General features: G+C 67.8%; 11 protein-coding genes. All 11 read right to left on the bottom strand.

The features are described from left to right. Positions 1-28 precede the first annotated feature (28 nt). Positions 29-1,156 carry a glycosyltransferase gene (locus ACSX1D_RS01780; RefSeq protein WP_439860721.1) on the bottom strand — a complete coding sequence of 376 codons (1,128 nt, stop codon included), beginning with the start codon at positions 1,154-1,156 and terminating at the stop codon, positions 29-31. Beyond that, on the bottom strand, positions 1,143-2,897 hold the full coding sequence (locus ACSX1D_RS01775) for a carbamoyltransferase family protein (protein WP_439860720.1): 1,755 nt from the start codon (positions 2,895-2,897) through the stop codon (positions 1,143-1,145). The genes ACSX1D_RS01780 and ACSX1D_RS01775 overlap by 14 nt, the downstream gene beginning before the upstream one ends. Before the next feature lie 11 nt (positions 2,898-2,908). Then, entirely contained in the window at positions 2,909-4,384 is a 1,476-nt protein-coding gene (locus tag ACSX1D_RS01770) for a lipopolysaccharide kinase InaA family protein (RefSeq protein ID WP_439860719.1), read from the bottom strand. Beyond that, a complete protein-coding gene (locus ACSX1D_RS01765; RefSeq protein WP_439860718.1) occupies positions 4,381-5,127 on the bottom strand; it encodes a lipopolysaccharide kinase InaA family protein in 747 nt (248 codons plus the stop codon). The genes ACSX1D_RS01770 and ACSX1D_RS01765 overlap by 4 nt, the downstream gene beginning before the upstream one ends. Continuing rightward, positions 5,124-5,858 carry a lipopolysaccharide kinase InaA family protein gene (locus ACSX1D_RS01760; protein ID WP_439860717.1) on the bottom strand — a complete coding sequence of 245 codons (735 nt, stop codon included), beginning with the start codon at positions 5,856-5,858 and terminating at the stop codon, positions 5,124-5,126. The genes ACSX1D_RS01765 and ACSX1D_RS01760 overlap by 4 nt, the downstream gene beginning before the upstream one ends. After that, complete coding sequence (gene rfaP / locus ACSX1D_RS01755) at positions 5,858-6,664, bottom strand: lipopolysaccharide core heptose(I) kinase RfaP (RefSeq protein WP_439860716.1); 807 nt, start codon at positions 6,662-6,664, stop codon at positions 5,858-5,860. Before rfaP ends, ACSX1D_RS01760 begins: the two co-directional genes overlap by 1 nt. After that, positions 6,661-7,782, bottom strand: a complete 1,122-nt coding sequence (locus tag ACSX1D_RS01750; RefSeq protein ID WP_439860715.1) for a glycosyltransferase family 4 protein — start codon at positions 7,780-7,782, stop codon at positions 6,661-6,663. Before ACSX1D_RS01750 ends, rfaP begins: the two co-directional genes overlap by 4 nt. Next, complete coding sequence (waaC, locus tag ACSX1D_RS01745; RefSeq protein WP_208708097.1) at positions 7,782-8,783, bottom strand: lipopolysaccharide heptosyltransferase I; 1,002 nt, start codon at positions 8,781-8,783, stop codon at positions 7,782-7,784. Before waaC ends, ACSX1D_RS01750 begins: the two co-directional genes overlap by 1 nt. Continuing rightward, the gene (gene waaF, locus ACSX1D_RS01740; RefSeq protein WP_439860714.1) at positions 8,783-9,826 is read right to left on the bottom strand and encodes a lipopolysaccharide heptosyltransferase II; all 1,044 of its coding nucleotides are present in this window, start codon (positions 9,824-9,826) and stop codon (positions 8,783-8,785) included. The genes waaC and waaF overlap by 1 nt, the downstream gene beginning before the upstream one ends. Before the next feature lie 109 nt (positions 9,827-9,935). Continuing rightward, positions 9,936-10,859 carry a branched-chain amino acid transaminase gene (locus ACSX1D_RS01735; protein ID WP_208708095.1) on the bottom strand — a complete coding sequence of 308 codons (924 nt, stop codon included), beginning with the start codon at positions 10,857-10,859 and terminating at the stop codon, positions 9,936-9,938. 71 nt (positions 10,860-10,930) lie between these two features. Further along, a complete protein-coding gene (glnE, locus tag ACSX1D_RS01730) occupies positions 10,931-13,876 on the bottom strand; it encodes a bifunctional [glutamate--ammonia ligase]-adenylyl-L-tyrosine phosphorylase/[glutamate--ammonia-ligase] adenylyltransferase (protein WP_439860713.1) in 2,946 nt (981 codons plus the stop codon). Between the last annotated feature and the right edge of the window lie 140 nt (positions 13,877-14,016).

Below are 14,016 nucleotides of genomic sequence, written 5' to 3'. Positions count from 1 at the left end.
GCACCTACCATCTGCTGAATCCGACGATTCATCTGAGTGCTCGCTCGGCGGTGATCGCGTCGAGCCCCCAGAAGGCTTCGCGTACGGCGCGGTCGGAGAAGTGTGTCTCGAGCCGCTGCAACATGAGGCTGGCGCAGAGCGCGCGCTGCTCGTCGTCGAGTTCGGCCATGTGACGCAGGGCGGCCGCCAGCGCAGCCGCATCGGCCAGCGGGAACAGCACGCCGACGCCCTCCAGCACCTCGCGCCCTCCGCCACAGTCGCTGCCGACTACCGGCACCCCCGCCGCCATCGCCTCCAGCAGGACCATGCCGAACGGCTCGTGATCGGAGGTCAGGGCGAACACGTCGAAGGCGCGGAAATAACGCCGACCGCCGGGCACCTGGCCGAGGAACAGCACCGACTCGGCGACGTTCAGCTCGCGCGCCAGGTTCTTCAGGGACGCCTCCAGGCGCCCGCTGCCCATGATCGCCAGCCTGCTGCCGGCCGGTAGCTGCGGCAGGGCCTGGGCGAAGCCGCGAATCAGCGTGGCCTGGTCCTTGTCCGGGTGCAGGCGACCGACGTTGCCGACCACCCAGGCGTCACGCGGCAAGCCCAGGGCCTCACGCGCGGCATCACGATCGAGCAGCTCGGCCTGCAGGGCCTGGATATCGATGCGGTTGTACAGGGTCTCGATACGCTCGGCCGGCCAGGCCGGCAAGCTCTCGCGCATGTCGTCACGTACCGCGTTGGACACCCCGAGCAGCGACAGGCGCCGTCTGAACAGGCCGGCGAACAGCCGGCGCGACAGCCGCCGGTAGTCGCCGAAGGCGTGGTGCACACCGATCACCGGCAGCCTTGTACCGAGCAGGGCGACATACACCGGCTTGAAGCGATGGGCAATGCACAGCTTGAAGTCGCCGCTGGCGGCGATCCGCCGGATATCGCGAATCGCCTTGAGCTTGAGGCCACGCACCTCGCGGCTCGAGTAATCGAGGAAGATCACCTCGTCGGAGGCCGAGCCGGCCTCCACCTCGGCACTGGGCTTGCCGGTCAGGTACACCGTGGTGACCTTGTAACGGGTACCGGCAAACAGCGCAGCGTACTGACGGGCACAGTCGAGGAACGGCCCGTCATAACCGTGACAGAACTGCAGGATGCGCGGCTCAGGCCTGCTCATACCAATCCTTGCCGTCCTTGACCACGAGGATGTCCTCCATGATCAGGTACTGCAGGTCGGAGCCGTGGAACATGTTCAGAGCGTCGGTCGGCGAGCAGATCATCGGTTCGCCGCGGCGGTTCAGCGAGGTGTTGAGCGACACGCCGTTGCCGGTGAGCTTCTCCAGCTCCAGCATCATGTCGTAGTAGCGCGGGTTGTACTCGCGCTTGAGCACCTGGGCACGGGAGGTACCGTCCTCGTGCACCACTTCGCCGACGCGGGCCTTCCACTCCTCGTTGACCTCGAAGGTGAAAGTCATGAACGGGCTCGGGTGGTCGACCTTGAGCATCTGCGGGCCGACGGTGTCGAGCATCGACGGGCAGAAGGGGCGCCAGCGCTCGCGGAACTTGATCTGTTCGTTGATCCGGTCGGCCACACCCGGAATGCTCGGGCAACCGATGATCGAGCGGCCGCCGAGGGCCCGCGGGCCGAACTCCATGCGCCCCTGGAACCAGGCCACCGGGTTGCCGTCGACCATGATCCTGGCGATGCGCTGGGGCATGTCGGCGATCTGCTTGAACTTGGGCTTGCTCGGGTGGCGCGCGCAGGCGGCGATGACGTCTTCGTTGGAGTAGGACGGGCCGAGGTAGACGTGCTCCATCTTCTCCACCGGGACGCCGCGCTGGTGCGACACATAGGCGGCGGCGCCGACCGCGGTACCGGCGTCGCCGGAGGCCGGCTGGACGAACAGCTCCTTGACCTCGGGGCGCGCGATGATCTTCTGATTGAGCTTGACGTTCAGCGCGCAGCCGCCGGCGAAGGCGATCTTGCCGGTCTCCTTGATGATGTCGCCGAGGTAGTGGTCCATCATCTGCAGCGCCAGCTTCTCGAACAGCGCCTGCATGCTGGCGGCGTAGTGGATGTAGGGGTCGTCGGCGATATCGCCTTCGCGCTTGGGCCCCAGCCACTCGATCAGCTTCTTGGAGAAGTAGAAGCCCTTGCCCTTCTCCTTGTAGCGGCGTAGGCCGATGACGTTGGCGTAGTCGGTGTTGATCACCAGCTGGCCGTTCTCGAAGGTCGCCAGACGGGAGAAATCGTACTTGCTGGCATCACCGTAGGGCGCCATGCCCATGACCTTAAACTCGCCGTCGAGCATCTCGAAGCCGAGGAACTCGGTGATCGCGCCGTACAGGCCGCCGAGCGAATCCGGATCGTAGAACTCCTTGATCTTGTGGATCCTGCCGTTCTCGCCATAGCCGAAGAAGGTGGTGGCGTACTCGCCCTTGCCGTCGATGCCGAGGATCGCCGTCTTCTCCTTGAAACCCGAGCAGTGGTAGGCGCTGGAAGCATGGGCCAGGTGGTGCTCGACCGGCTCGATCTTGATCTTCTTCGCATCGAAGCCCAGCTGCTCCAGGCACCAGACGATCTTCTTGCGGTAGCGCTTGTAGCGCCGGTTACCCATCAGGATCGCGTCGAGGGCGCGGTCCGGGGCGTACCAGTAGCGCTTGGCGTAATGCCAGCGGGCCTCGCCGAACAGGCTGATGGGGGCGAAGGGAATCGCCACCACGTCGACATCCGCGGGCTTGACCCCGGCCTGCTCCAGGCAGAACTTGGCCGACTCGTAGGGCATGCGGTTCTTGGCGTGCTTGTCGCGCACGAAACGCTCTTCTTCGGCGGCCGCGATCAGCTCGCCGTCGATATACAGGGCCGCCGACGGGTCATGACTGAGGGCGCCGGAAAGGCCGAGAATGGTCAGTGCCACTGGTTTTGCCTCTATTCAGGGCAGGTGCCGGGCACCTGCGGTAAACGTTGGTCGAGCAACTGGTGAAGTGCCGAGTCGGCCGGCCAGTTGCGCAGGAATCGCGCGCGATCGCGGGCATAGGCCCGGGCGAAACTGCGCATGCTGTGGTGCTGGCGCATGGCATCGAGGTCGATCAAGGCCCATCTGCCACCCTGCTCATGGCCATCCCAGAACAGATTGTGCCCCTTGAAATCGCCGTGGCTGATGCGCTCGCGCACCAAGGCGGCGAACAAGCGATCCAGCGCCAGGAGTTCGTGCTCAGGGGGCGAACTGCGCCCTTCTGTATCCAAGTACGGCCGAAAACGCGCGATTATATCCTGCCCGCCGCAGTATTCGGTAATCAGGTAGGCACGACCGCGCAACCAGCACCAGCGCCGCTCCAGCACCGCCAGCGGGCGCGGCGTGGCGATGCCGAGCAGCTCCAGGCGATTGCCCTCGACCCAGCTGTGCCAGGCCCGGCTCGGCCGCCAGAAGCGCTTCAGCCAGTGGCCGAAGTGCTTGATGTTGTAGCGCTTGACCACCAGCGCACGGCCGTCCAGCTCGACCCGCGCCACGGTGGCGGCGCCGCCGGTCTTGTAGACATGGCCCTGCTCGGTGAGGCGGTCGAGGTCGGCCAGCAGCGGCTGCAGCGCCGCTTCCTGCTCCCGGCGCACCACGCACAGACCGAAGGCGCCGACCTTGGCACTGAACAGACTGCAGTCGCGGGCGACCTTGCGCAGGTAGTCGCGCAGGCGCCAGCGGCGCACCTTGGCGGTCTCCTCGAGCAGCGCCTCCAGCGGCAGGGCATGCTCGCCGTTGACCAGCAGATAGTGCACCAGCAACTCTTCGATAAAGGGTTCCAGCTCGACCGGAAGCTGGGCGAACAGTATCCCGAGATTCTCCAGCACCAACTCCCGCGACAGGGGTTGCCCCGGGACCTGCGCCTGCACCCCGCCGCCATCGATGACCAGCAGCCGCCCCTGATGGCGCAGCAGATTGTCCAGGTGCAGGTCGGCCTGCCACAGCCCCTTGGCATGCAGCTGCGCCACCGTCGCCAGGGCCGCGCCCAGCACCGCCTGCTGAGCGGCGCTGAGCAATGGCTGCGGCTCGACCCGACGCCAGGCGTCCCACAGGCTTTCGGCGCCCTCCAGGTAGTCGAACAGCAGCCAGCCGCCCTCACCCTCGCGCAGGCCGTCGGCCAGCAGCAGCGGCGTCGCCAGCCCCTGCCCGGCGAGCAGACGCGCACCGTCCAGCTCGCGGCGGAAGTGTCGCGCCGCCCTGGCGCCGACCAGCAGCTTGGCCAGCACCTTGCGCCCGCGCCATTCGGCCAAGCCGACGTAGCGCTGGCCCGGCAGCACGCGAAGCAGGCTGCTCAGGGTCAGCACGGCCGGCCCGGCGGCATCTTCCAGCTCCAGCTGCAAGGGCAGTGCGGGCGTCCTGCCGGCGCGCGCCAACTCGGCCAGGGTCATCGGCGCCCCTCCTTGTCCTGGCGACGCCGGCCCAGGCGGCTGCTCCAGCGCTCCAGTTCGGCGCCGGATGACAGGTAGGCCGCCAGCAACTGGCGCACCTCGCCCTCGCCCCAGGCGCCGGCGCGGCGCAGCAGCGGCTCGAGGTCCTTGATCCGGTCGCGCTCGCCGAACAGCAGCGGCCGGGTCTTCTCCAGGTCGATCAACTGGGCGTCGAAGCCGCCGTCCGCCTCGCGCAGGAAGATATGTTTGGGGTAGAAACAGCCATGCACCTGCCCCGCCCCATGCAGGCGCCTGGCCAGCGCCCCACAGGCCCGCAGAATGCCCTGGCGCCTAGGCTCGTCGAGGGCGGACCAGCCCTGCAGCCAGTGGTCCAGGTCCTGCCAGCCGTCCAGGGCGCGGGTCAGCAGTACCGCGCGGCGTTCGCCCGGCACTCGGCGCTCGGCGAAGAAGGCGGCCTGCAGGGCCGGGATGCCCAGCCGGCGATAACGCTGGATATTGCGGAACTCGCGGGCGAAAGTCGGCTCGCCCAGGGGATGCAGCACGCTGCGGGTCAGGTGGTTGCTCTGGCGCTTGAGGTAGAAGGCGGCGTCGCCCAGCTCCAGGCGATAGACGCTGCTCCAGCCGCCGCGTTCGGTATTCGGCTCGTCCACCGCCTCCAACTCGAGCGCCCAGAGCGCGGCGAAGCTGGCCAGGCCATGGTGTTCGAGCAGTGCGCGGTCCTCGGCGGCGATAAAGTCGCTCATTCGCGGCCCTCGAAAAACTCGACGATCTGGCGGATGCGCCGCTTGTCCCGGGCGCTCAGGCGCCGATGCCCGCGGTACTGCAGGTAGAAGCGCAGGCGCTGGCTGCGCGACAGCGTGCGCTTGGCCACCTTGTCCAGGCAGGCCAGGTCCTTGATGACCCGGTAGCGCAGCAGGGGGCCCCACCAGAAGGCACCGGTCGGGCAGTCGATGAAGAACAGCTCGGCCTGCTCGTTGACCAGCAGGTTGCGCCACTTCAGGTCGTTATGGGTGAAGTGCTTGCCGTGCAGGGCCCGCGTCGCCGCGGCCAGCTGGCGGCTGATGCGGTCGACCCAGTGGCGGTCGCGCAGCCAGGGGTGGTCGCTGTCGGCCAGCTGGCTCATGTCCAGGGTGTCCGGCAGCTCGCGGGTGACCAGGGCACCGCGGACGAAGGCGCCGAGCCTGCGCTCCAGGCCGTAGGCGACGATCGGCGCGGTGGGAATGCCCCACTTGGCGAAATACTTGAGGTTCTGCCACTCGGCCTTGACCCGCGGCCGACCGATATAGCGGCGCAAGCCCTTGCCGGCGCCCCAGTAGCGCTTGACGTAGTAGCGCACCCCGTAGCGCTCGATGCGGATTACCTCGGACAACGGGTCCTTGGTGATGCGCTCGCCCTCGAGGGCGAAGACCGCCTCCAGGCTGCCGAACTCGGCGGCCCGCCCGGCGTATTCGGGTTGCAGTGTCCAGCCAGCCATCAGAGCGCATCCCCATAACGCTGCTTGCGTGCGTAGAGCTTGTCGGCACGGCGCTCCAGCCAGGCGAGCAGGCGCGCCTCGTCACGCAGGACCTGGCGCAGCGGCAGGCGGAAATAGGCCTTGAGGAAGCGCAGCTTGTCGCGCCGGCTGAGGCCGATGTTCAGGGCGGAGAAGTACAGCCCGGCCAGGTCCTTGTCGCGCCAGCGGCGCGGCACCGCGGCGCGGGTCTGGGCGCGGTGCAGGTCGATCAGCGACAGGCGGAAATCGCCGGCCGTCACCGCCCGGTCGGTGTGCAACAGGAAGTGGCAGATATAGCAGTCGCGGTGGTTGACCCCGGCGCGGTGCATGGTGCCGGTCATGTTCGCCACTTCGGCGATCAGCGCGCGCTTGAGCGCCACTGGCGGCGGCTGGCGCTGCCAGTCGAGGCTGAAGTCCTCCAGGCTGACGGTCGGCGCCAGTTCTTCGGTGACGATAAAGGAATGCTGGCGGGCCGGATTGCCGCCGCGCTCGCCGTAGGCCACCGCCGTCATGGTCGGCACGCCGGCTTGGTGCAGACGCTCGAGGGCCCGCCACTCCTGGCCGGCGCCGAGCACCGGGAGCTTGGCGCTGAGCAGGTTCTTGGCGATCTCGCCCCAGCCGATGCCGCGGTGGATCTTGACGAAATAGCCGCGCCCGGCCACCTCGGTGCGCAAGGTGCGCCGGCCCTCCAGCTCGCGGTAGACCTGCCCCTGCAGGGCCTCGACCTCGACGAAGGGGTCCTTGCCGGCCCACAGGCTCTTGAACGGCTCGCTCAACAACAACTTCATGGACGCTCCGCCAGAATCACATCGGCCGCCCGCTGCGGCATGGAATACAGGTCGGCCGAGTCGGCGTAGGCCAGGCCGTTGCGCTGCCACTGGCCGCGCTGGGCATCGTCCTCGAGCATCTCGCGCAGGCTGCGGTTGAGCTGCTGCTGCTCGAAGGGGCTGCTCAGCACCCGGCCGGCGTCGGCCTCGGCGATGTAGTGGGCATAGCCGCAGACCTCGGTGACCAGCACCGGCAAGCCGGCGACCAGGGCCTCCAGCAACACGGTGCCGGTGTTCTCGTTGTAGGCCGGATGGATCAGCAGGTCGGCGCCGAGGAGGAAGCGCGGAATGTCGCTGCGGCCCTTGAGGATCTGCACCTGCTCGGAGATGCCCAGGGCCTTGATCTGCAGCAGGAACGGCTTGGGGTCGTCCTGGCCGATGACGATCAGTCGGGTGCGCTGACGCAGCTCGCGCGGCAGCGCGGCAACCGCCTTGAGGCTGCGATCCAGGCCCTTGGTCTTGAAGCCCGAGCCGATCTGCACCAGCAGCAACTCGTCGTCCGCCAGGCCGAACTCGGCGCGGAACTCGGCGCGGATCTGTGCGGCATTAGCCGGCGCCCGGCGGTCCTGGGCGATGCCCGGCGGCAGCAGGTGGAAGCGCTCGGCCGGGGTGGCGTAGTGCTTGACGAACAGCGGCTGCTGCACCTCGGAAATCATCAGGATCTCGGTCTTCGACTCGGGGGCGAACACCGCCCGCTCGTAGTCGGCGAAGTGCTTGTAGCGCCCCCAGCGGCGGTACAAGGGGTTGCGCAGGGTCTGCGCCTTGTCCTCGAAACAGCCGTCGGCGGCGTAGTAGACATCCAGCCCGGGCATCTTGTTGAAGCCAATCACCCGCTCGACCGGGCGCCGGGCCAGGTCGGCCTCGACCCAGGCGGTGAGCTTCTCGTTGCGCCGGTGGTTGAACAGCGCCTTGACCGGCACCACCACCACCTCGAAGCCCGCCGGCACTTCGCCCTCCCAGATCGGCGTATAGACGCGAATGGCGTGGCCGCGCTTCTGGCACTCCAGGGCGATGCGCATGAAGTCGCGCTGCAGGCCGCCGTAGGGGAAATACTTGTAGAGGATAAAAGCCAGCTGCATCAGACGATTTCCTCGGCCAGCAACAACGCCTGCAACTCGGTGGCCACCCGTTCGGGGCGCAGCTCGTCGAGGCAGGGTTTGTGGCGGTCGCCGAGTCCGGCATTGGGCCCGCTGGCGCACAGGTGGATCTGCGCCCGGCCATAGGCGCCGACGCGCCCCGGCAGGGTCGGCCCGTAGAGGGAGATGCTCGGCACATCCAGCGCGGCGGCGAGGTGGCCCAGGCCGGTGTCCACCGCCACGCAGGCCTGGGCCCCGGCGATCACCTTGGCCACTCCGGCCAGGTTCAACCTGGGCAGCACCGCGGCGTTGTCCAGGCCGGCGGCGATGCGCTCGGCCCGCGCCCGCTCCTGCTCATTGCCCCAGGGCAGGCGAAGCGCCCAGCCCTGCTCGCTGAGCTGCTCGGCCAGCTCGCGCCAGTAGGCCTCCGGCCAATGCTTGCTCGGCCAGGTGGTGCCATGCAGGAACAGCACATAGGGCTGCGTCGCAGCGCCGGCGAGCTGGGCCCGGTTCAAGCCGTAATCGCCGAGGCCGGCCGGCAGCGGATAGTCCAGCGCCTGGGCGAACAGCTGGCGCACGCGCTCCAGGGCATGCTGCTCGCGGGGCACGTTGTAGGTCCGGTCATAGAAACGGCTGGCGATGGGCTCGCGTGCCGAGTCGCGGTCCAGGCCGGCCACCGGCGCCTTGACGTAGCGGGTCAGCCAGGCGCTCTTCAGCAGGCCCTGGGCATCGATCACCAGGTCGTAACGGGTCTCGCCCAGGCGCTGCTTGAAGCGGCGCCACTCGCCATTGCTCAGGGTCTGCCAGAGGTTCTTGCGCCAGCGGCGGATGGCCACCGGAATCACCCGGGCCACCGCCGGGTGCCAGGCCGGAATCTCGGCGAAACCCTCCTCCACCACCCAGTCGAACTGGATCCCGGGGATGGCCCGAGCCGCGTCGGTGAGCGCCGGCAGGCTGTGCACCACATCGCCCAGGGAGGACGTCTTGATCAGCAACACCCGCATCAATCGACCTCGACCGGCTCGATCGGATCGCCGACCAGACGATCCAGGGCCTCCAGCACCGGCTGCGGCGCCAGCTCGCGCAGGCAGTTGTAGTGACCGAAGCGACAGGTGCGGTCGAAGCAGGGGCTGCACTCCAGGCCCAGCCGGACGATCTCCACCTGCTCGGCCAGCGGCGGGGTGAACTGCGGCGAGGTCGAGCCGTAGACCGCCACCAGCGGCCGATTGAGCGCCGCGGCCACGTGCATCAGGCCGGAATCGTTGGACACCACCGCCGTGGCGCAGGACAGCAGGTCGATGGCCTCGGCCAGGCTGGTCTCGCCGGCGAGGTTGACCGCCTCCTCGCGCAAGCCGGGAATCAGCCGCGCGCGAATGTCCTCGCCGACCGGATGATCGTTCTTCGAGCCGAACAGCCAGACCTGCCAGCCGGCGCGGATCTTGGCCTCGGCGACCCTGGCGTAGTGTTCGCTGGGCCAGCGCTTGGCCTCGCCGAACTCGGCGCCGGGACAGAGCGCCAGCACCGGTCGATCCAGGCTCAGGGCGAAGCGGCCGAGGGCCGCGTCGCGACTGGCCGCCTCGATCTGCAGGCTGGGCCGCGGATAGGGACGCGGCAGCTGCGCGCCGGGCTCGAAGGCCAGCGCCATGAAGCGCTCGATCATCAGCGGGTAGCGCTGCTTGTCCAGCTTGCGCACATCGTTGAGCAGGCCGTAGCGCATCTCGCCCTTCCAGCCGGTGCGCTTGGCAATGCCGGCGAAGAACGGCACCAGGGCCGACTTGAGCGAGTTGGGCAGCAGGATCGCCTGATCGTACTGACCGGCCAGGGACTTGCCGATGCGCCGGCGGGTCGCCAGCTGCAGCACGCCGTGGCCGAGGGGAAAACTCAGGGCACGCCGCACCTCGGGCATGCGCTCGAGGATCGGCCGGCTCCATTCCGGCGCCAGCACGTCGATCTGGCAGTCGCCGTGGCGCTGCTTCAGGCACTGGAACAGCGTCTGCGCCATCACCATGTCGCCCACCCAGCTGGGGCCTACGATCAGTATTCTCATGCCTATCCCAGAAACGACCGAGGAGGCTTGCGCCTCCCGGTTGTAGTTGCCTTGTCGCTCAGTGCGCGACCACCCACCGCAGCGACGGGCGACTGCCCGTCCCGCGAGCTTATTTGACCAGGGTGCGCCACTCGGCGTGGTTGCGGGTCTTGCCGGTCACCAGGTCGAAGTAGGCGGTCTGCAGTTTTTCGGTCACCGGACCGCGGCGCCCGGCGCCGATCTGCCGGCCGTCCACTTCGCGGATCGGCGTGACCTCGGCGGCGGTGCCGGTGAAGAAGGCCTCGTCGGCGATGTACACCTCGTCGCGGGTGATGCGCTTCTCGATCACCTTGATGCCCAGCTCCTCGGCCAGGGTCAGCACGGTGTTGCGGGTGATGCCGTTGAGGCAGGAGGTGACCTCCGGGGTGTACACCACGCCATCCTTGACCAGGAAGATGTTCTCCCCCGAACCCTCGGCCACGTAGCCTTCCGGGTCGAGCAGCATGGCCTCGTCGGCGCCACCGGAGATGGCTTCCTGCAGGGCCAGCATCGAGTTGATGTAGTTGCCGTTGGCCTTGGCCCGGGTCATGGAGATGTTGACGTGATGCCGGGTGAAGGAGCTCGTGCGCACCTTGATGCCGACCTGCAGGGCCTCATCGCCCATGTAGGCGCCCCAGTTCCACGCCGCCACGATCACCTGGACCTTCAGGCCGCTGGCGCGCAGGCCCATGGCTTCGGATCCGTAGAACACCATCGGGCGGATATAGGCGCTTTCCAGATTGTTCTCGCGCACCGCGGCGCGGGTCGCCTCGTTGATCTCGTCTTTGCTGAAGGGGATCTTCATGCCCATGATGTGGGCCGAATCGAACAGCCGATCGGTGTGCGCCTGCAGGCGGAAGATCGCCGTGCCATCGGGGGTGTTGTAGGCCCGCACGCCCTCGAACACGCCCATGCCATAGTGCAGGGTGTGGGTCAGCACATGGGTGGTGGCGTCGCGCCACGGCACCAGCTTGCCGTCATACCAAATCACACCATCACGATCGGCCATCGACATAGTTGCCTGCTCCTCAAATTCGCTTCGTACACTGCCACCGGCGGACGCTGCGCCTGCCGATCGGCACTCATTCAGTTCAAGCCAAGCGCCTGCCAGATGCGCAGCACGCTGCGTCGTTCGGCGTGGAACTGGTCGCCACTCACCACCCCGGGCTGCTTCTGCAGCGCCTGCCGGTGGGCCGCCGAGCGATAGGCCTTGTAGACCTCCTGCAACAGCAGGGCATCTTCTCCGGGCAGCAGGCCGACGCGCTCCAGCCCTTCCAGGATGCGGATGTTGTCGGTGAACTCGAGCAACTCCGGGTACTGTCGCGACCAGGCCAGGGCCGCGTATTGCACCATAAATTCGATATCGACGATACCTCCGGCATCCTGCTTGAGATCGAAGGGCGCCGAGGCCTCGAAGGCATTGGCCGAGGTGCCGGCGGCGGTGGCCTTGCTGCCGAGGTTGTCGCGCATCTTGGCGCGCATCTCGCTGACTTCCGCGCGCAGCTTGTCGAGATCGCGCTCCCCCCCGAGCACCGCGGCGCGCACCGCCTCGAAGGCCTTGGCCACACGCGGACAGCCGACCAGCACCCGGGCGCGCACCAGTGCCTGATGCTCCCAGGTCCAGGCCTCGTTTTCCTGGTAGCGCTGGAAGGCCCCAAGGGAGCTGACCAGCAAGCCCGCGGCACCGGAGGGGCGCAGGCGCATATCCACCTCGTAGAGCTGGCCGGAGTTGGTCTGGGTGGTCAACAGGTGAATGATGCGTTGGCCCAGGCGGGTGAAGAACTGCGCGCCATCGATGGGCTTGGCGCCGTCGGTCTCGGCCTGGGGGTCGCCATCATGGATGAACACCAGGTCCAGGTCCGAGCCATGCCCCAGCTCGATGCCACCGACCTTGCCATAGCCGACGATAATGAAATCGGGGTCGCACGGGGTGCCATCGGCGCGGCGCGGCGCGCCGTGTTTGGCCACGGTCTGGCGCCAGGCCAGGGCCAGCACCTGGTCGAGGATGGCCTCGGCCAGCCAGGTCAGGTAGTCGCTGACCTTCATCAGCGGCAGGGTGCCGGCGATCTCCGAGGCCGCGACGCGCAAGCGGTGGGCCAGCTTGAAGTGGCGCAGCGCCTCCATCTGCTGCTCCAGATCGTCCTCGGGGATGCGCATCAGCCGCTCGCGCAACTCGGCGGCCAGCTCGGGCGCCTGGGGCGGTTTGAACAGCCGGCCTTCGTTGAGCAACTCGTCGAGCAGCAGCGGGAAGCGGGCGATCTGTTCGGCGATCCATGGACTGGCCGCGCACAGGGTCAGCAGGCGCTGCAGGGCCCCGGGATTCTCCGTCAGCAGGACCAGATAGGCCGAGCGCCGCGCCACCGCCTCGACCAGCGGCAGCACCCGCTCCAGCACCAGGTCCGGCTCACCGTGCTCCACCGCCTGCGCCAACAATCGGGGAATAAAGGCATCCAGGCGCTCGCGGCCGAGCCGCTGCATGGCCCGCACCTGATTACCGTTGCGCAGGCCGGCCAGGCGCTGCCGGGCCGCCGGAGCATCGACAAAGCCCGCGTCGCTGAGCTGACGACAGGCGGCGGCCTCGTCCTGGGCATCTTCCCACAGCGGCAGCCACTCGCCGCCGATCACCTCGTCGACTGCACCATCCTGATCCTCGTCCGGATCGGCGATGACCTGGCGGAAATGCCAGTCGACCCGTCCGCGCCAGTGCATCAACTGCTGATGGAAGGCGTCCCAGCTGGCGAAGCCGAGCATGAAGGCCACCCGCGCCCGGTCCTGCTGGTTGTCCGGCAGCATCTGCGTCTGCCGGTCGTCGATCGCCTGCAGGGCATGTTCGGTGTAGCGCAGGAACTCGTAGCCCTCGCGCAATTCCTCGACCACCGCGTCCGGCAGGTAGCCCTGCCCTGCCAGCGTGGCCAGCACCTTCAACAGCGGTCGCTGCTGCAGGCTGAGGTCGCGCCCGCCATGGATCAGCTGGAAGGCCTGAGCGATGAACTCCACCTCGCGAATGCCGCCGGCGCCCAGCTTGATGTTGTCGGCCATGCCCTTGCGCCGCACTTCCTGCTGGATCAGCAGCTTCATGCTGCGCAGCGCCTCGATGGCGGAGAAGTCCAGGTAGCGCCGGTAGACGAAGGGGCGCAGCATCTCCAGCAACTGCTCGCCGGCGAGCGGGTCGCCGCCGACCACCCGCGCCTTGATCATGGCGTAGCGCTCCCAGTCGCGGCCCTGGTCCTGGTAGTACTGCTCCAGGGCATTGAAGCTGAACACCAGGGCGCCGGAGGAGCCATAGGGGCGCAGGCGCATGTCGGTACGGAACACGAAGCCCTCGACGGTGATCGCATCCAACGCCTTGATCAACCGCTGGCCCAGGCGGATGAAGAACTCCTGATTGTCCAGGGGACGCTTCACCCCTTCGGTCTCGCCACCCTCCGGGTAGCCGAAGATTAGGTCGATGTCCGAAGACAGGTTGAGTTCATGGGCGCCGAGCTTGCCCATGCCGAGGATCACCATGTGCTGGGCCTGGCCACTGCGCCGCCCGATCGGCGTGCCAAACTGCGCGCAGTGGTGGGGATAGAGCCAGTGGTAGGCCAGGTCGATGCAGGCGTCGGCGAGATCGGAAAGATCGCGGCAGGCTTCCCGCAGATCCGCCTGGCGGCCGATGTCGCGCCAGATGATGCGCAGCTGCTGACGATTGCGGAAGCGCCGCAGACGCCGCCCCAACTCCTCCTCGTCGGCACAGCCGTCTAGCGCGTCGACCAGCTGAGCACGCAGCTCCCCGGCCGACAGGCTGCGCTCCAGCTCCCCGGAATCGGCCAGCTCCAGCAGCATCAGTGGATCACGCAAGGCCTGCTGCAGGACGAAATCGCTGGCCGCGCAGACCCGGTGCCAGGCGTCACGACGGGCCTGCGGCCAGGCGTCGAAGCGTGCCTCGGCAGCAGTGTCCAGATCGGCAAGAACCGCGCGCAAGGACTGCTCGGCGCGCAAGGCAAGGGAGTCGAGGGAAGCGGGTAAAGAGACCAGCACCGGCAAGCTCATGGTCTATCCTTTTCGGCGGGCTGCGGGTGGTGCCGGGAACAGCTGCATTCCACGGACCTCGCCGCGGCACGCGCGACGAACAGCCAAAATAAAGTGTAGTTTTGCTACTAAAGATTGTATCCCAAGGGCTGAAATCGCCG

This window comes from Pseudomonas sp. MBLB4136 (genome assembly GCF_051904765.1).
GTDB lineage: Bacteria > Pseudomonadota > Gammaproteobacteria > Pseudomonadales > Pseudomonadaceae > Aquipseudomonas.
This window is presented reverse-complemented; position numbering and strand designations above follow the sequence as displayed.

What these genes read in the sequence shown, in the direction of transcription:
- ACSX1D_RS01780 (WP_439860721.1), bottom strand. Translation starts at nt 1,156, where the DNA reads ATGAGCAGGCCTGAGCCGCGCATCCTGCAGTTCTGTCACGGTTATGAC.
- ACSX1D_RS01760 (WP_439860717.1), bottom strand. Translation starts at nt 5,858, where the DNA reads ATGGCTGGCTGGACACTGCAACCCGAATACGCCGGGCGGGCCGCCGAG.
- ACSX1D_RS01750 (WP_439860715.1), bottom strand. Translation starts at nt 7,782, where the DNA reads ATGCAGCTGGCTTTTATCCTCTACAAGTATTTCCCCTACGGCGGCCTG.
- ACSX1D_RS01770 (WP_439860719.1), bottom strand. Translation starts at nt 4,384, where the DNA reads ATGACCCTGGCCGAGTTGGCGCGCGCCGGCAGGACGCCCGCACTGCCC.
- glnE (WP_439860713.1), bottom strand. Translation starts at nt 13,876, where the DNA reads ATGAGCTTGCCGGTGCTGGTCTCTTTACCCGCTTCCCTCGACTCCCTT.
- ACSX1D_RS01735 (WP_208708095.1), bottom strand. Translation starts at nt 10,859, where the DNA reads ATGTCGATGGCCGATCGTGATGGTGTGATTTGGTATGACGGCAAGCTG.
- rfaP (WP_439860716.1), bottom strand. Translation starts at nt 6,664, where the DNA reads ATGAAGTTGTTGTTGAGCGAGCCGTTCAAGAGCCTGTGGGCCGGCAAG.
- waaC (WP_208708097.1), bottom strand. Translation starts at nt 8,783, where the DNA reads ATGCGGGTGTTGCTGATCAAGACGTCCTCCCTGGGCGATGTGGTGCAC.
- waaF (WP_439860714.1), bottom strand. Translation starts at nt 9,826, where the DNA reads ATGAGAATACTGATCGTAGGCCCCAGCTGGGTGGGCGACATGGTGATG.
- ACSX1D_RS01765 (WP_439860718.1), bottom strand. Translation starts at nt 5,127, where the DNA reads ATGAGCGACTTTATCGCCGCCGAGGACCGCGCACTGCTCGAACACCAT.